We start from the raw sequence: 15,426 nt of genomic DNA on the forward strand, positions 1-15,426 counted from the left end.
TAAAAAGGAAGGAGAACCATGAAGAATCGATGGAAACATATTTTTATCCCTGTGCCGGCCATGGCGCTCTGCCTGAGCCTTGCCGCCTGCGGCAATTCTGACGATGTCGCGGGAGATGATTGGCGCACGACCGGCGTGGTGGTTGGCAGCGGCACCATTGCCCATGACGGCGAGAGTGTGGATGTGCTGGTCACAGTGTGTGAGAGCAGCGCGGCCTTCTACCGGGATCTGCCGGAGCAGGTCCTCTTTGACAGCGTATCCTTTCCCATGAACATCCCCGACGCGGAGCAGTCATTCAACGCCATCTCCTTTGACGATATGGACGGTGACGGGGAAAGTGATGTTCTGGTGAGCTTCATCCACGAAAACGGTGACGCCACCGAGCTGGTCTGGATCTGGGACCCGGTGGAGCGCTATGTCTTCCGGGAGGATCTTTCCACCGTTGCTCTCAGCGGCGGTGACCTGGGCGAGTATGTGGGCCTTTGGGAGTATCAAGGGAAGAACCTCTGGCTGCGCATCTGCGATGACGCCACATGGGAATTTGTAAACGATCAGGATGAAGTGATCGAATACGGTACGCTTTGGGTGGATGAAAACGGCGTGACGCTCCACTTTGACGGCAGCGGTGACACCTTACAGCTGGACCGCACCGTCAGCGGCGACCTCATCGACAGCGTGAACAACGGCACGCTCCTGCCTGTGGAGGGCATCCAGTCTCAGGAGCCGTACTTCGCAAGAAACGGCCTTGAGATTAATGCCGCCGTGGAGATGGGGACATTCCTGCTGGGAAATGGGGTTTGCAGCTATTCGGGGCTTGGCGACGGCTATAACACCGCCGACTGCTATTGGGAGATCACGAAGAACGGCGACTACACCCACGACGGCATCCGCGAGCTGCACTTTGACGCCATCTGCTACATTCCGGAGGACTCCATCCCCAACTTTGACCAGCAGTATACGACTGTCACCAGCAGTGAGCTATATGACTTCTACACCGGTATGTGGCTCACCACTTCAACGGCCTACGGCAACAGCCAGCGCGGGGACAACTATTATCTCCACACTGTCAGCTGGCAGGGAAACAGCTATCTCATTGAATTCGCCTACTCAACCAACTGGCAGTACAACGTGGGCGACTGGGCGCAGGTTTTGACCAAGAGCTATTCCGTCTATCTCCCGGAGGAGTATAACGGGCTCGTCTTTGCCGCCGAGGCACAGCCGGGCAGCTACAAGGACACTGCCAAACGTATGCAGCTCGACAGCATTTCGCCCGAAGCTGCCATCATGGATATCGACACCGTTGACCCTTACAGCAGCCTATATTTCAGCCTTTGCTACTAATGAGGGGGGACAGCTATGAGAAAGAAACGCAATGACTTTGACGCGGTGGGCGCCGAGCGCATGACCGACACGGAGCTGTCAAAAAAGCTGGGAAGCTATCAGAGAACGGAGAGCATCGGCATATTGCTGGGCGTTATTCTGGTAATCACCGGGTGCATCATGACGTTTGTGTATCGCAATATCATTGTGATCTGCATTCTGGTCTTTGCCGGTGTGGCGCTGTTCCTGCTGGTGGCACAGCCCGCCCAGAAAAAGAAAAAAGCCCTGATGCAGCAGCAGCTGGGCGGCTTCTTCCGCACGGAACTGACAAAAGCCTTCGGTCCGGAGCCGGAGCCGGCCACGCTGCCCATCGACTGGGCGTACCTGGAGGCGGCAAAGCTATCGGTGGTCTCCTTTACGGAGTGTACTGTGACGGACTTCCACGAGGGCGAGCACAAGGGGCTGCGGTTCTCTGCGGCTAACGTGGAGCTGCGCCGCACCGTGGAGGAAAAGTCCGGTCCCAACAACGACAACTGGATAACCCGGACCGAGACGCTGTTCCGCGGCATCGTGGTCCGCTGCAAGGACATCTGTGACCCGGCGCTGGACATCGCCCTGAACGACATGTTCCAGGAGAGGAAGAAGGACGACATCACCGAACCTGCCGCCTTCCGGAAGCACTTTTCCGCTCATACGGCGGATGACCGGGAGGCGGACGATCAGGTCACACCGCAGCTTCGTGATCTGGTACAGAAGCTGGAGGCATCTTCCAGAACTTCCAAGCTGTGCGGTCTTATCCTCCGTGACGGCGATCTGGCACTGGCCCTGAACACCCGGTATGTGTTTGCGGGCATTCCGGAGGAATTGGATCTGCGGGACATCGACGGCATCCGCAAGTGGTTCATCGCCTCGCTGACCGGTATGGGCAATCTGCTGGATCTGATAACGGAAAGTCCCGCGCTGACCGGCACGACAGAATAAGGAGAAGAATATGGAAGAAAAAAGCAGGAACATGACGGATGAACATCTGTCGCGGCAGCTTCGCAAAAGCAAGAGCGGCAAATTGGGCGGAAAACTCCTTTCGCTGGTGGGCGGTGTGGTCGCCATCGCAGGCATCATTCTGGGCGGCAACATTGTGCTGGTCGTCATCGGCGGCGTGATCCTTGGCCTGGGGCAGATGGTGCAGGGCAAGTCCAAGGACAAGGCAAGCCAGCAGGCCTTCGATGCCATCGCACCGGACATCGTAAGCGCTGCCCTTGAAAACGTGCAGATGAGCCCCACGCCGCATCTTCTGGACGCAGAGGACACGAACATACCCCTGCCCAGACACACCCATTGCAGCGGCAGTGGGTATGTTCGGGGAACATATCGTGGCCTGACTACGGAGCTGTGTACCGTCAGGCTGACGGAGGTCAACGAGGTCCAGCGGGAGGAAACGGGCCTGTGGGAAAAGAACGAGCAGCCTGTCTACACCGGTCAGTGGATGCTGTGTGAGCTGGGACAAGAATTTCCGACATGGCTGACCATCTGGCCGAGAGAAAGGCTGGATAAGCTGTTCAGCGCCAAAACCATCAAAACAGGCAGCGAGGTCTTCGACAAACGCTTCAATCTGAGCAGCGACGATGAAGCGGCAGCCCTTCGCATCCTGACCCTTGGCCGCATGGAGCGCATCCTGGCACTGGCGGATTCCTCCATCGGTAAATTTGCTGTAAATCTCAACCCCGACGGCAGGGTGTATATCGCCGTTCACAGCGGACGCGGCTTTTTCGACATCGGCAAAGGCTATGAAAATCCAGCGCAGCTGCGGCAGCGCTTTGCCCATGAACTGCGCTGGTTCACGGATATGATCGACGCATTCCGCGGTGTGTAAGGGAGGTGAGCAATATGCCTCTTTGGCTTGCTGTGGTGCTGCTGTTGCTGTCGCTGCTGGGGATAGCTCTCTCCCGCCGTTACTTGCGGAAACCGGTTCAATCGGTCTGTGTCGTCCTCTGCGTTCTGCTGGCAGTAGCCTGCGCCGCTTATATCGGGCTGACCATTTTATTTGTGGATGCCGTGCGGAACCAACCACCGGTATCATAAAAGGATATCTCCGCCCATGGCGGCGGGATGGAGAACGTATGAAGAGTATCAAAGTTATCGTAATCGGTTTCATTTTTGCAGTAGCGCTTGTGGCATGGCCCGCAGGATATATGCAGTATATCACAGCGGGCATTGGCTTTCTCCTCGCGGCCGTGCTGATGGCATGGCTTGGTGTCCGTCGTCGAAAAAGCGCACAGAAGGAATACGAGGATGACGTGCGGCGGTACACAGGCACCACGATGATGAAGGTGGTATGGATCGAGGAATCGGCCGATGAACGGTGGGCACACCAAAAGGACGGCAGTGATCGGCTGCGCCGGGAGACGTACTATCTGCCGACCTATGAGTACACAGTGAATGGCACGACCTATCGGTACTCGAGCCGTCAATCGCTGTCCGGCAAGCGAGATCTGGGGCGGCAGGTGATGGGATACTATGACCCGGCTAAGCCGGAACGCATTACGGAAAACAGGCCGCGAAAACCTGTCCTGGGCGGATTCCTGTTCTTCTTCGGAGCTCTAATCCTGCTGTTTTTCGGGATCATGACATTCACTGGAAATATCACCATTTCCTGATATCAAGCATGGAATATCCCCTTTGATCTGTAAATGAATACAGGGGGTTCCTACATTGTGTTTTTGCGCCTGACTGCGTTTTGCAGTCAGGCGCATTTTAATTATAGCTTTTTCTATTTAAATTCATGCGGCTGTCGCTCCCCGCCGCCCTTTCGTTCTGTAAAAAATCACCGGAATAGGACGAAAGGAGCGTAGCATGAGCCGCGAAAAAATATTTCTGCTCCTGTTTCTTCCAGCCGTTTCAAATTCTGCTCCATGGCTGCAATGTCCTTGGGAAATTTATCGGCAGCATCTTCCATGGTATAGGCAAACGACGCCAAGAATGGAAGCTATTGATGAACTGATGAAAGCAAAAACTATTATCATGATTGCACATAGAACTAAGACTGTTCAAAATGCAGACCAGATTCTGGTTGTGGATGAGGGAAAAGTCGTTCAGAGAGGAAAGCATGAGCAACTGAAGAAGGAGGAAGGAATATACCGCAGATTTGTGTGCCAGAGAGAGAAGACCGTGAGCTGGAAATTATAGGCTGCATATTTTGGGTAAATTTTCGGGATATGGATTTAGATAGACAGATCAGCATAGTAGTGATAGAATAAATGTGAGTTAGAATTAACTAACCATAAAAGGAGATAGAAAGTATGCTGATAGGAATTTTGCTCCCTTTTGCCGGAACAGTATTAGGTTCGGCATGTGTGTTTTTTCTGAAGTCTTTGAAGAAAAAAATTGATAAACTTTTAACGGGATTCGCAGCAGGAGTTATGGTGGCAGCGTCTGTGTGGAGCCTTCTTATTCCTGCGATGGAACAGTCCGAAAATATGGGGAGGTTAGCTTTTGTTCCTGCATCAGTTGGATTTTTACTGGGAATCGGATTTTTACTGTGCATTGATGAGGTAGTTCCACATTTACATATGTATAGTGATAAACCGGAGGGAATAAAAAGTGGCTTGTCAAAACATGCCATGATGTTACTTGCAGTTACGATTCACAATATTCCAGAGGGAATGGCAGTTGGTGTTGTGCTGGCTGCAATGCAGGCAGAGCAGTCTGGTATTACCATAGGAGCGGCTTTAGCTTTGGCAATAGGAATTGCAATCCAGAATTTTCCGGAGGGTGCAATTATAGCTATTCCGCTTCATAATAGCGGGCTGGAAAAGAAAAAGGCATTTGTTTTGGGGATGTTGTCGGGAGTAGTTGAACCTATAGGAACAATATTAGTATTGTTGATGGCATCTACTTTTACACCGATACTTCCATATTTCCTGAGTTTTGCAGCTGGAGCAATGATTTATGTTGTGGTGGAGGAACTGATACCTGAAATGTCAGAGGGGAAGCATTCAAATATTGGAGTAATTGCATTTTCAATTGGGTTTGTACTGATGATGATTCTTGATATTTTTTTTGGGTAGGTGGAATTTTATGATGCGAAAAAGTGTTTTGTTTCTTTTTCGGGAATAATAATTATTACATATATGCATATGGGTAGTGAAAAGGGTATGTGAGAGCGCACCACTCATTTAACCAGATATGGAAGGAAAGGGACAGTACAGAGCCTACAAAAGCGTGAAGACAAACAAGGGAGCGCCGGGAGTAGATGAAATGACCATAGAGGCGGCGTTGACATGGTGGAGGGAACACAATCACAAACTGGTGGAGAGAATCCGGAGAGGGAAATACACTCCATCACCGGTCAGAAGAGTGGAGATCCCAAAGCCAGACGGAGAAGTGAGGAAGCTTGGCATACCTACCGACATAGACCGAACCATTCAACAGGCAATGACACAACAACTTACACCAATCTATGAGCCGCGATTCTCGGAAAATAGCGTTGGCTACCGATTGGGACGAGGGGCAAAAGACGTAATTCAGAAAATAAAGAAGTATGCAGAACAGGGATACACACAGGCGGTAATTCTAGATCTGTCGAAGTACTTTGACACCCTGAATCATACGACATTGCTCAATCTACTGAGAAAAGAAATCAAGGATGAACGGGTGATACAGATGATTAAGAACTATCTGAAAAGCGGAGTGATGGAGAACGGAGGAAAGTTCTCCTCAGGGGGGCAATATTTCTCCGCTTTTAGGGAATGTGTATCTAAATGAGTTTGACTGGGAATTTCAGTGAAGGAGAGTACCGCGCATTCGTTACGCAGACGATATGGTCTTGCGGGCAAAGAGTGAACGCGCGGCAAAATGCCTTTTGGAAAGCAGTGCAAAATATTCTCATGAGCCGCTCTTACTCCTACCAACAATGAAAATGCAGGGAAGAAAAAATCTGTCCGGGTCTCCAAAGGCGGATGCTATATCAAACTGCTTTTGGTACAGTGCGCAAACGATGTGATTAAAAGCTCAAAGCATCCTGAACTGCATAACCTCAACTTCTTAACATTCAATTTTTAAAGCAGTCACCGAAAGATGGCTTGGTTGTTGTATGCTTAAGGTAATGAATACCACCTACTTCTCATTTTCAATCCCAACTATTTTTCGTCAATAAGGATAGTTTCTATTAAAAAGTCTACAGTTTGGACTAATGCAGTACGCTTGCTTTCTGGGCATTTTCGGTAGCAGGCGGTTAACTCTCGAAAAATTGGATCTGTTTCTTCATAATCGGGAAAAAACAGAGTGTCGGCAGATATGTTCAAAGCAATGATCAGAGAACGCAGGACATCATAGGAAGGACTGATGAGACCACGTTCGATATCGCTGATATGTCTGGATGTAACATGGGCTTTTGCGGATAACTGTTCTTGAGTCATATGACAATTTTTTCTGGCAGCAGCAATACGCCTGCCAAGTTTTAAACATAAATCAGAATTATAAACTTGCATAATCGTTCACCTCAAAATCATTCTATCGTTCTGGTTTAGATAAAGATACGCGGTTATCGTTCTATAATTATAGGAATGATAGTTCGTGAAAACGGATAACGGGGATATAGATCATTTGAGGGGAGAGCTATCTGCGATTAAGAGTAGGTGGCAGGAAAGAACATATACATAGAAGAAATATTCTCATCAACAGCAAAAGGAATGATTTTCTAAGAAAAAAATTCAGATTTTTCAAGAGAATATTTTTGAAGTAGGATTAGAAGTATCATTCAAGTTTAATAAGAGAGAACAATCCTTTTTTAGGGGTATTGATAACATCAAATTTGTTATCAGTATCCCTTTTCTACAGTTTGTATATTTTATCGTCCCACGGAGCCGGGGACCTCCAATTTCCCGAATTGAAAAGACAGCAGAAAAATTCAATTCAGGAGGATAAGATGAAAGAATACGGCTCAGAGCAGGGAAGCAGCGTCCAGAACCGATTCACAGCATATCTGGTAACTGCAGTAAAAAATAAACGAATCAGTTATATGGAAAGAAAGCATCAACAGACGGAATTTGAGGCTGAGCGTCCTGGCGTATTAGAAAGAAGCTATACGGACTTTGAACAGGAATATCGCCAGTATAAGCTGGAGCATCTGCCCTGGAAGTATAATGAGACTCCATCCATAGAGCAGCTGATTCGCGTGTTGGAAGAAGGAAAGCTGATTGGCGCAATAATCAAATTAAAGAAGAGAGAGCAGGAAATTCTGATCGCAAGGGTATTTGAGGAACTGGATTTCAAAGAGATTGGGACGAGGATGGAGATGTCAGAGAAGCAGGCAGAGATGGCTTACTACTATGTGATCCGGAAGATCAGAAAAGAACTGGAGGGGAAGCGATATGAGTGATTTTGAAAATTTACTGCGTCGGGCAAAATCCGGGGACAGTGCGGCAGTGGAAACTATCTATCAGATGTTCCGGCCATTGCTGGTAAAGAATGCCTTGGACTTCGGTGTATTTGATGAGGATCTCTACCAAGAGCTTTGTCATACGCTGCTTTTGTGCATTTTGAAGTTCCGGATATAAATTTGTTGCTTTCAGCCCCTTTCTTCCGTATAGAATACCTATCGCTAAAGGTAAACCTTGTGAGACGGGTATTTACCGGCAGGAAACATAGAGAAAAACTGTCGCTAAAGGTTGGAAAATAATTTTGCGATGTTGCAAAAACAGAACCCTACCTTTTGCGACAGTTGGAAAGGAGGCATCTGAAAAATGGCAGTAAAGAAATTCGGGTATGCGCGTGTATCCACGAAGGACCAGAACCTGGCGCGGCAGATTGAAATACTGAAGGCGGAAGGGATTGAGGAGCGGGATATTTTTGTGGAAAAGGAGAGCGGCAGATCCTTTGAACGAAAGGTGTACCGATCCCTAGTGGATACGGTTCTGCGGGAAGGAGATCTGCTGGTGGTAACGGAACTGAAGCGCTTCGGAAGAAACTACAGAGAAATCTATCAGGAGTGGCATCACATTACGAAGGAGATCGGAGCTGATATCAAGGTAACATCCATGCCGATCCTGGACACCACACAGTCCAAGGAGCTGGTAGGGCAATTGATTACCGATGTGGTGCTGGCTGTTTTTGCTTATGTGGCTGATGAAGACTGGGCGGAGCGCCATGAGCTGCAGAGACAGGGGATTGAGGTGGCAAAGGCAGAAGGCAGGCATCTTGGCAGACCGAAGGTACAGTTCCCTGAAAACTGGGATGAATGGTATCCCAAGTGGACGGCAGGAGAAGTAACAGCATCAGAGGCTATGCGGCAGATGGGGATAAAGAAAGATTCGTTCTATCGTCTGGCAAAACGGTATGAAGAAAATTCAAGTAATTTAGAGGATGGAGGTACTTAATGGATAAACAAGGAGGTTCAAGCGATGAAGCAGGGAACATTATTTTATGACAAGGAGAGCGGCAGATACGATTTCTGTTATGATTGCGATGGAGAGACCGTAAATTATGGCGGAATCCATTGCGGGGAGGTATTTGAGTTCTGTCTGAATGATGTGTGGGTTCCGGCCAGAGTTGAGATGTATGAGGACTGGTATCTGGTGGGTTTACCGGGACTGAAGATGGAGGGACTGGAAGTAAGAACAAGGTAAAGAGCAGGGCAGTGGCCGGTAATGTTTGGTCACTGTCCTGCTCTTGGGTTTAAAGGAACTTTTCAGCTGCTTTTACATATGGCTCCAGGAATGCGTCCAGAAGACCATGAATTTCCGGAGAGAGTGAAGCAATGATAGCATCGACGGTAAGGTCGGGCTGCAGGAGCCTGTTGCGTTTCAGCCAGTAGTATTGACATTCTTCCAGCATATACGCATAGGCCTGGTTTAGATTTCCCAGGATTTTTGTGGAATCATAGTCATCACCGGCTTTCATGCTGAGATAAAACCAGCGGTCATCCAGGGAACTGTAGGCAAAGGTAATGAAGTTGTTTGCCTTGATGATGTCTTCAAAAATTGGGATAAGTTGGTTCATGGATTCAGTCATAAGCTAGTCTCCTTTTTGATTAGTATAACACGAAAATCAAAACAGCCAGAGCATGAGAATAAATAATAATATCGGTCTCATGTTCTGGCTGTCTGCTTTTTAATAATTTATTGAAAGTTGAACCGTTCCAGCAGGTAGATCGGCAGTGTACGAACCTTTTTGTCTATTCCGCCTTTGGTATCCCCTTTCAGATAGAGCAGATGATCTGCTTTTCCGTGCTCTAATGCCTTAAGTGATGTTGTCGCAGTACCCTTACCGGCTTTCACTTCGATTAGATAGCGGACGCGGTTTTTTAAGGTCTGGGCGACAAAATCAATTTCTCCACCCTTATAGGTGGCGAAGGCAGGTGTTTCAAAAGCAATCTCAGCAGGGAAGTCCTGGCGTTTCTTCAGATTGATATAAACAAAGTTTTCATTCAGGGTACCGGAAAGCGTTGCAGCATCGGTTCCCGTTAGTGTCAGATAGTAGTTTGCAAGGCCGAGATCCATAAAGTAGCAGCGGCTTGCAGGCTTGAAATCCAGAACATCCATTTCCGTAATCTTTGCACAGAAACCGATGATACCGGAAAAATACAGCCAGCTGATGGCTCGGTTGCAGACTGCTTTTGATATATTACTTGAATAGTCTCTTGTTACCAGTTTCTGCAGTTCTTCGCTGATACTGTCTTCTTTCAGCCCCCGGCTTTCACGGTTTAAAATACGGCAGATAGACAGGAAGATCTGGGTAAAGACTCTTGTGTCCAGGATGTCCGTAAAATACCGGATAGATTCGTTGGTGAAGGTGTCGATAATCTTAATCAGGACACCCTGAGCCTTTTCAAAGCTGCGTGTCTCCAGATAGGTCTCCACCACTTTCGGATATCCGCCGACCTGGCAGTAGATGTCGTAAGCTTCCTTCAGGAGGGTGTAAATATTGCCTGAATCAGGGGTGTCCAGTGACAGATTCTGATATTGTTCATATAAAGCAGAATCGTAGGCAAGCAGGAACTCTTCAAAGGACAGCGTATAAATGGGAATTGTCGTGACATCACCACTGGAATAGCGGAAGTCCGATTCATAGATCTTTCCAAGATAACTTCCGGTAATGATAAAGTGGGATTTAAACTGTCTGGTAAATTCCCGGATCCGGTTATAAATCTCAGCGGATTCCTGAATCTCATCAATAATAATTACAGTGTCGTCAGAATCAGTAAACTCGATATCAAACAGGCGAAAGGCATCATGAAGAGGGTGTTCTGGGCGTTTTGTACCGGGAGTCCAGGAAGTGGCCTGCTTATAGCACTCCATAAACTGTTGCCCGCTTTGTTCAAACAGATTGATATAGATTTTATGCCTGAAATTTTCATCTGCGAATTTATTGATAATGTATGTTTTTCCGACCTGTCTCGCCCCGCTTACTTCCAGGGTACTGTGACTGGTATCATTCTTCCAATCCAGAAGCTGATCGTAAATGATTCTTTTCAGATACATAATTCAGCGCTCCTTTCGTTCGATTATTTCTATTATAACAAAACATGGAGAGATAATATAGTAGAAAATAGCTCTCTTTACGGTATATTAAAAGCGGGAAGATACCTATGCTGTCCCTTCCCGCTTCATTTTATACGCTTTCAGTATTATGCAATCATATTTAAAAATTCCTGTTCGCTCAGAACCTTTACCCCAAGCTGCTGTGCCTTCGCCAGTTTGCTGCCGGCTTTTTCTCCGCAGATCAGGTAATCGGTTTTCTTTGTGACGGAGCTTCCGGCGGTGGCGCCTAAGCTGATGATCTTGCTGTTAATGCTGTCACGGGTAAAGTTTTCAAGCTTTCCGGTTGCTACGATGGTACATCCTGCAAATGGGTTATTTTTAGTTTCTGTCATGATAGTTTCCTCTCTTTCTTTAAAGTGCATTTCTTTTTGTAAGTTTCTCCATAAGGTAAGATTTTCACGGTCATGGAACCATTCGATAATATTGCTGCTCATAGTTTCACCAAAGTCTTCCAGGCAGGTAAAGTCAAATCGGCTCATAGCTGCAAGCTCCAGTTCCAAAAGATTTCCGTGAAAGTATTGTTCCAGTTTCCGGCTGGCAGTTCTGCCGATCATGGGAATATCCATGGCAACCAGATAACGGACAAAGGTGGTATTGCGGCTTTCGTTAATGGAGTTCCAGAGCCGTTCATAGGATTTTTTACCGAATCCGTCCATATCAGCAATTTGATCTGAAAAGCGATCCAGGTGATAAATATCCTGAAAGCATTTCAGAAAGCCCAGGTCAATAAACTGTTTTAAGGTGGCTTCAGAAATACCGATGATATTCATAGCTTTCTTTTCACAGAAGTGAACAAAGCGCTGAAGAATCTGCTGGCTGCAGTTTGGGTTATCGCAGTGTAGTGTCTGTACAATCCGTTCCGAACCGGAACTTCTGGAATAGATACGGGTAGGACTGCCGCAGCAGGGGCATGTTCTGGGTGTCATATCCTGATAGTGGCCGCGATCTAAGTTTTCTTCGATATGGGGAATAATCATATTTCGTTTGGATACCAGAATCCGACATCCGGGATAGAGTTCCAGATCTTGAATAAATGTCAGATTATGCAGACTTGCTCTGGATACAGTAGATCCGTCAATTTCAATCGGATCAAACAGTGCCACGGGAGCAATCTCTCCGGTTCGTCCAGTCTGCCATTCAATCGAACGAAAAATGGTTTTAAATGTATCATCTTCAAATTTAAAAGCTTTTCCGTCTTTATAGAAACGTCCGGTACGCCCGCAGGCGACAGAGTAAGGCAGGTCATCATATCGGAGAACCAGGCCGTCAATGGGAATATCCAGTTCAGAAGCCAGATCACGGAGCGTTGCCATGGCTTCATTCAGTGTTTCAAGGGATGCTTCTGATGAAAGTACCAGAAAAGGACAGATGTCGAATCCCAGAGGATGTAATGCTGTAAGGCGTGCTTCGCGGCTTTTTGAAAGCTCCGAAGATTCGTCCAGTCCTTCCAGAACATGAAATGCATAGAAGGAAACAGAACGTTCTTTGCAGATATTGGCATCCAGACAGCGAGCAGAGCCGGCGGCCAGATTTCTGGCGTTTCGGTAAGGGTTTCCATTGCTGTCCAATAGGGTATTTTGCAGCCGTTCGAAGTCATGAATGTGGATAAATGCTTCTCCACTTATAACAAGACGTTTCTGGTAAGGAATAGATAAAGGAATATTCCGGAAAGCCGAAGCATTGTGGGTAACGATTTCTCCTTCATCGCCATCGCCTCTTGTAGAAGCCTCAATGAGCCGGCCATTTTCATATGTGAGCTTGATGGTAAGTCCATCCAGCTTCAGCATAAGAAGGGATTTCTGCTTTTTCATAAAATCATGGATTTCTGTTATCTGTTTTGTTTTGTCAAGAGAGAGCAGTGGTATCGGATGGTGTACTTTGTCTAACTGACTGACAGCTTGATATCCGACGGTCTGTGTCGGAGAATTACTCAGGATAATTCCGGTTCGTTTTTCTAATGCATCTAATTCATCGAAAAGACAATCATAGACTGCATCGGATACACTGGGAGCATTCATGTTGTAGTATTCGTGCCGGTACTGGTTGAGCTGTTTCACCAGATGATGAATGCGTATTGCCTCCTGGGAGAGATGTTCATTTTGATTTTGTTTCATATGCGCCTCCATTATTTTTTTATTGTCATTGAATGTGTTTGAAAGATAATTCTTCCTCCTTTCCCGCCGCATAAAAAAGCGGGAACAGAAGAATTCATAGTAGAATCATTCTTTCCCGCAACGTGCAGTCTGGCTGCAAATAAAAAAGTCAGAAGACATGAGAAAAAAATCTCAATGCATTCTGACTTCGTACTAACTTAAACAGCGTGTGTTCCTTCTCAAATTCTGAAAACACAAAATCAATAACAAGATTATAATACCACAAGATATAGAAAAGGTCAATAAAAATACAATATATGGATTATTTGAAAAAGATAAATACAATATATAGACTTAGATTTTTGCCCACCTGGTTCCGTCATAATACTGATTGGTTACCAGGTTTAAGTAATATGGCGGCGGATAAGGCTCCTTCAGGCATTCCGGAGCAATGTAAAGTCCGATATGCTTCATGTAAAACTCATCCAGGGCCTTTAGCGCCAGTTCCCGAAGCTGTTCAGCCAAGCTTTTTAATTCCTCAAAATCCTGCTGCCGATAGACTGCTTTGGAGCACTCCTTTAATAGGCCAGAGTCTTTAACTGTTGTTTCAATGATCTGAACTACATCCGGCATGTATTTTGGCATAACGGCAATATCCTTGAGGACGATGGACTTGATAAAGTCACTTGTCAAAAGACGGAGATCCTCGCAGAGTGCGGTATAGCCTTTCTTATATTTGGTTTTCAGTACATCAAGAGGGACATTGTCACGATTCTTTTTCAGAGTAGCCATCTGATCCTTCAGCTGTTTTTCTGTTTCCAAACAGGATTTTACTGCTTTTTCTATCATGGACATCTCCTTTTCAGCAGAGCTATTTTTTGATTGCCGTACCTCTAGGCACAAAGAACACGATTCTCTGCAGATACTTTGAGATAACTGATTGTATAGATGGAATTTAAGGTCTCAAAGGTAATAAATTCATCACTGGCTTTTAAAATCTGAAGAACAGTGGAAGTTCGGATCCGATTTCCGTTATAAATGTATTCTGCAGGCTGTCCTTTGCTGACGGGAGAACTTAAATAACCGGTCACATAAAAATGTCCTTTTGATGGAATAAGGGGTCTTCGATCAAGCTGTCTGCTTTTATTTATTCTAAACATAGTCGTTCCTCCAATCGTTTCTTTCTTGATAATATTATTGCTTGAGATTAGTCCTTCGTGAGTTCTGTTAAAATCTGGGCAGCAATCCGGGCAATGGATTTTTGCTCTGGTAAGAGATCTATGTCATTTTTGCGGATCAGTACCACGGCACCTATGGGCTTTGCCGGTGTCCCAATGAGATACAAGGCGTTTACCGGACAGATATGGGCTGTTTCCAGATAAATAGGCTTTTCCGGATCGTATTCATATTGCTGCTGTGACTGTATCCGGCTGCGGATTTCGTCAGAAAGGCTGCAGTCCCGATACAGACTGACATTCCGGTAAGAGAGAATGGCAGTGGAACTGCAGATCGCTGTTCCGGTTTTTAATTCCTTTGCCATTACCCTTAAAAACAGATCCGATTGAATGCTCAGAGCCGGAAGCGGTGAATAGGGGGTAAGCATGATACTCCGGTCCATTACATTGATTTCCAGAGGCTCCCCATCCTGTATGTGCAGGTTTTTCCGTATTTCTTTTGGGATAACAATACGCCCGAGATCATCAATTCTTCTTATCATTCCTGAATTCATTATTTCTCCATTCCCGCCTGAAGCAGGCGATTTTATAAGAAAAGGGAACACCGATGTCGGCATTCCCTTGTGTTTATTATGCGGCAGAGGTGTTATGTCTCTGTGCATCTTCCTGGTTCTTTTTAATTATATTTTTGGCTTGTATGATGAGAGATGGACCGATGGCTTTTTCCCAGGCATCGATATAGGAAACGGTCTTGCATAAAAGTCGAAACATCTCCAGATCATTTAAGTTGGCAGATGCTTTCCCATTTCCGGAAAAGGAATTAGACTTCATATAAGTGCCGCCTTTTGAGTTTTTAACCGCGATGCCTTTTCCATTTTCTATCTCAATATACCAGGGGTTATTACGCTGGTTTCCCCGGCTGTCTTTTTCCGCCCGGATAATCCGCAGCTTTGTCACCTGTGAATGGCCAGTATTGTCCGGATCCCCGAATATTTTTTCCTGTTTAAAATCAACAGCAGGGAATCCTGCATTCAGACGGCTGAAGAGGAAGCGTATCTCTTCCGGGGAGACATTGGCTGTTACAGTAACAGCCTGGTCTTTGGTTCCTTTTGAATAGTCCTTCATCAGGATCCCGATAAGGGAAGTACGCTTGGTTCCATTGCCAGTCTGTTCACCGGTTGCATGGATATGAGCATAGTTGGCAACAGAAGCAACCTTCAGCTTGTCCCGTAATTCTACCAGCACTTTGTCATTTTTGTAGACAACAATTTGATCGGATATATGTCCACTCATAGATTCTCC

At 46.5% G+C, this 15,426-nt stretch carries 17 protein-coding genes and 3 pseudogenes; 12 read left to right on the top strand and 8 right to left on the bottom strand.

Annotated features, from left to right (window positions below; all coding sequences use genetic code 11):
- Positions 1-18: 18 nt before the first annotated feature.
- The 8 genes and pseudogenes from CGC65_RS00920 to CGC65_RS32765 form a co-directional block, all read left to right on the top strand.
- The gene (locus tag CGC65_RS00920) at positions 19-1,341 is read left to right on the top strand and encodes a hypothetical protein (RefSeq protein ID WP_007037906.1); all 1,323 of its coding nucleotides are present in this window, start codon (positions 19-21) and stop codon (positions 1,339-1,341) included.
- Between the two features lie 15 nt (positions 1,342-1,356).
- Positions 1,357-2,301, top strand: a complete 945-nt coding sequence (locus CGC65_RS00925) for a hypothetical protein (RefSeq protein WP_007037905.1) — start codon at positions 1,357-1,359, stop codon at positions 2,299-2,301.
- 10 nt (positions 2,302-2,311) lie between these two features.
- Positions 2,312-3,190 (top strand): DUF3137 domain-containing protein, encoded by an 879-nt coding sequence (locus tag CGC65_RS00930; RefSeq protein ID WP_007037904.1) that lies wholly within the window; start codon positions 2,312-2,314, stop codon positions 3,188-3,190.
- A gap of 247 nt (positions 3,191-3,437) precedes the next feature.
- Positions 3,438-3,974, top strand: coding sequence for a DUF3592 domain-containing protein (locus tag CGC65_RS00940; RefSeq protein ID WP_007037902.1), 537 nt, complete (start codon positions 3,438-3,440; stop codon positions 3,972-3,974).
- Positions 3,975-4,296: 322 nt separating this feature from the next.
- Positions 4,297-4,503, top strand: a pseudogene (locus tag CGC65_RS32370) (ABC transporter ATP-binding protein); the annotation flags it as partial.
- 113 nt (positions 4,504-4,616) lie between these two features.
- On the top strand, positions 4,617-5,384 hold the full coding sequence (locus tag CGC65_RS00950) for a ZIP family metal transporter (protein WP_007037899.1): 768 nt from the start codon (positions 4,617-4,619) through the stop codon (positions 5,382-5,384).
- An 89-nt stretch (positions 5,385-5,473) separates the two neighbouring features.
- Positions 5,474-6,220: pseudogene (locus tag CGC65_RS00955) on the top strand (reverse transcriptase domain-containing protein); the annotation flags it as partial.
- Positions 6,208-6,351: pseudogene (locus CGC65_RS32765) on the top strand (IS110 family transposase); the annotation flags it as partial. The pseudogenes CGC65_RS00955 and CGC65_RS32765, both read left to right, overlap by 13 nt.
- Before the next feature lie 104 nt (positions 6,352-6,455).
- On the opposite strand, the gene CGC65_RS00965 reads toward CGC65_RS32765, so the two are convergent.
- Entirely contained in the window at positions 6,456-6,806 is a 351-nt protein-coding gene (locus CGC65_RS00965; RefSeq protein ID WP_048928882.1) for a helix-turn-helix domain-containing protein, read from the bottom strand.
- 437 nt (positions 6,807-7,243) lie between these two features.
- Here CGC65_RS00965 and CGC65_RS00970 point away from each other — a divergent pair, with 437 nt between their 5' ends.
- From CGC65_RS00970 to CGC65_RS00985, 4 genes are all read left to right on the top strand, one after another.
- Positions 7,244-7,696 (top strand): RNA polymerase sigma factor, encoded by a 453-nt coding sequence (locus CGC65_RS00970; RefSeq protein WP_039897531.1) that lies wholly within the window; start codon positions 7,244-7,246, stop codon positions 7,694-7,696.
- Positions 7,689-7,874 carry a helix-turn-helix domain-containing protein gene (locus CGC65_RS00975; protein WP_007037895.1) on the top strand — a complete coding sequence of 62 codons (186 nt, stop codon included), beginning with the start codon at positions 7,689-7,691 and terminating at the stop codon, positions 7,872-7,874. Before CGC65_RS00970 ends, CGC65_RS00975 begins: the two co-directional genes overlap by 8 nt.
- A 186-nt stretch (positions 7,875-8,060) precedes the next feature.
- Positions 8,061-8,693 (top strand): recombinase family protein, encoded by a 633-nt coding sequence (locus CGC65_RS00980; protein WP_007037894.1) that lies wholly within the window; start codon positions 8,061-8,063, stop codon positions 8,691-8,693.
- Between the two features lie 24 nt (positions 8,694-8,717).
- Positions 8,718-8,942 carry a DUF5348 domain-containing protein gene (locus CGC65_RS00985; RefSeq protein WP_007037893.1) on the top strand — a complete coding sequence of 75 codons (225 nt, stop codon included), beginning with the start codon at positions 8,718-8,720 and terminating at the stop codon, positions 8,940-8,942.
- Positions 8,943-8,991: 49 nt separating this feature from the next.
- Here the strand turns inward: CGC65_RS00985 and CGC65_RS00990 are convergent, their stop codons facing one another.
- The 7 genes from CGC65_RS00990 to CGC65_RS01020 form a co-directional block, all read right to left on the bottom strand.
- Positions 8,992-9,327 (bottom strand): hypothetical protein, encoded by a 336-nt coding sequence (locus CGC65_RS00990; protein WP_007037892.1) that lies wholly within the window; start codon positions 9,325-9,327, stop codon positions 8,992-8,994.
- Positions 9,328-9,434: 107 nt separating this feature from the next.
- Positions 9,435-10,796 carry an ATP-binding protein gene (locus CGC65_RS00995; RefSeq protein WP_007037891.1) on the bottom strand — a complete coding sequence of 454 codons (1,362 nt, stop codon included), beginning with the start codon at positions 10,794-10,796 and terminating at the stop codon, positions 9,435-9,437.
- A gap of 146 nt (positions 10,797-10,942) precedes the next feature.
- A complete protein-coding gene (ligA, locus tag CGC65_RS01000) occupies positions 10,943-12,970 on the bottom strand; it encodes an NAD-dependent DNA ligase LigA (RefSeq protein WP_048928881.1) in 2,028 nt (675 codons plus the stop codon).
- 333 nt (positions 12,971-13,303) lie between these two features.
- Positions 13,304-13,798, bottom strand: coding sequence for a hypothetical protein (locus CGC65_RS01005; RefSeq protein WP_048928880.1), 495 nt, complete (start codon positions 13,796-13,798; stop codon positions 13,304-13,306).
- A 44-nt stretch (positions 13,799-13,842) separates the two neighbouring features.
- Positions 13,843-14,109, bottom strand: coding sequence for a hypothetical protein (locus tag CGC65_RS01010; RefSeq protein ID WP_039897527.1), 267 nt, complete (start codon positions 14,107-14,109; stop codon positions 13,843-13,845).
- Between the two features lie 47 nt (positions 14,110-14,156).
- Positions 14,157-14,678, bottom strand: a complete 522-nt coding sequence (locus tag CGC65_RS01015; protein WP_050773535.1) for an AbrB/MazE/SpoVT family DNA-binding domain-containing protein — start codon at positions 14,676-14,678, stop codon at positions 14,157-14,159.
- A gap of 76 nt (positions 14,679-14,754) precedes the next feature.
- Positions 14,755-15,417, bottom strand: a complete 663-nt coding sequence (locus CGC65_RS01020) for a hypothetical protein (RefSeq protein WP_007037886.1) — start codon at positions 15,415-15,417, stop codon at positions 14,755-14,757.
- Positions 15,418-15,426: the final 9 nt, after the last annotated feature.

The sequence above is a fragment of the Enterocloster bolteae genome, assembly GCF_002234575.2.
GTDB classification, from domain to species: Bacteria; Bacillota; Clostridia; order Lachnospirales; family Lachnospiraceae; genus Enterocloster; species Enterocloster bolteae.

What these genes read in the sequence shown, in the direction of transcription:
- CGC65_RS00920 (WP_007037906.1), top strand. Translation starts at nt 19, where the DNA reads ATGAAGAATCGATGGAAACATATTTTTATCCCTGTGCCGGCCATGGCG.
- CGC65_RS00925 (WP_007037905.1), top strand. Translation starts at nt 1,357, where the DNA reads ATGAGAAAGAAACGCAATGACTTTGACGCGGTGGGCGCCGAGCGCATG.
- CGC65_RS00930 (WP_007037904.1), top strand. Translation starts at nt 2,312, where the DNA reads ATGGAAGAAAAAAGCAGGAACATGACGGATGAACATCTGTCGCGGCAG.
- CGC65_RS00940 (WP_007037902.1), top strand. Translation starts at nt 3,438, where the DNA reads ATGAAGAGTATCAAAGTTATCGTAATCGGTTTCATTTTTGCAGTAGCG.
- CGC65_RS00950 (WP_007037899.1), top strand. Translation starts at nt 4,617, where the DNA reads ATGCTGATAGGAATTTTGCTCCCTTTTGCCGGAACAGTATTAGGTTCG.
- CGC65_RS00965 (WP_048928882.1), bottom strand. Translation starts at nt 6,806, where the DNA reads ATGCAAGTTTATAATTCTGATTTATGTTTAAAACTTGGCAGGCGTATT.
- CGC65_RS00970 (WP_039897531.1), top strand. Translation starts at nt 7,244, where the DNA reads ATGAAAGAATACGGCTCAGAGCAGGGAAGCAGCGTCCAGAACCGATTC.
- CGC65_RS00975 (WP_007037895.1), top strand. Translation starts at nt 7,689, where the DNA reads ATGAGTGATTTTGAAAATTTACTGCGTCGGGCAAAATCCGGGGACAGT.
- CGC65_RS00980 (WP_007037894.1), top strand. Translation starts at nt 8,061, where the DNA reads ATGGCAGTAAAGAAATTCGGGTATGCGCGTGTATCCACGAAGGACCAG.
- CGC65_RS00985 (WP_007037893.1), top strand. Translation starts at nt 8,718, where the DNA reads ATGAAGCAGGGAACATTATTTTATGACAAGGAGAGCGGCAGATACGAT.
- CGC65_RS00990 (WP_007037892.1), bottom strand. Translation starts at nt 9,327, where the DNA reads ATGACTGAATCCATGAACCAACTTATCCCAATTTTTGAAGACATCATC.
- CGC65_RS00995 (WP_007037891.1), bottom strand. Translation starts at nt 10,796, where the DNA reads ATGTATCTGAAAAGAATCATTTACGATCAGCTTCTGGATTGGAAGAAT.
- ligA (WP_048928881.1), bottom strand. Translation starts at nt 12,970, where the DNA reads ATGAAACAAAATCAAAATGAACATCTCTCCCAGGAGGCAATACGCATT.
- CGC65_RS01005 (WP_048928880.1), bottom strand. Translation starts at nt 13,798, where the DNA reads ATGATAGAAAAAGCAGTAAAATCCTGTTTGGAAACAGAAAAACAGCTG.
- CGC65_RS01010 (WP_039897527.1), bottom strand. Translation starts at nt 14,109, where the DNA reads ATGTTTAGAATAAATAAAAGCAGACAGCTTGATCGAAGACCCCTTATT.
- CGC65_RS01015 (WP_050773535.1), bottom strand. Translation starts at nt 14,678, where the DNA reads ATGAATTCAGGAATGATAAGAAGAATTGATGATCTCGGGCGTATTGTT.
- CGC65_RS01020 (WP_007037886.1), bottom strand. Translation starts at nt 15,417, where the DNA reads ATGAGTGGACATATATCCGATCAAATTGTTGTCTACAAAAATGACAAA.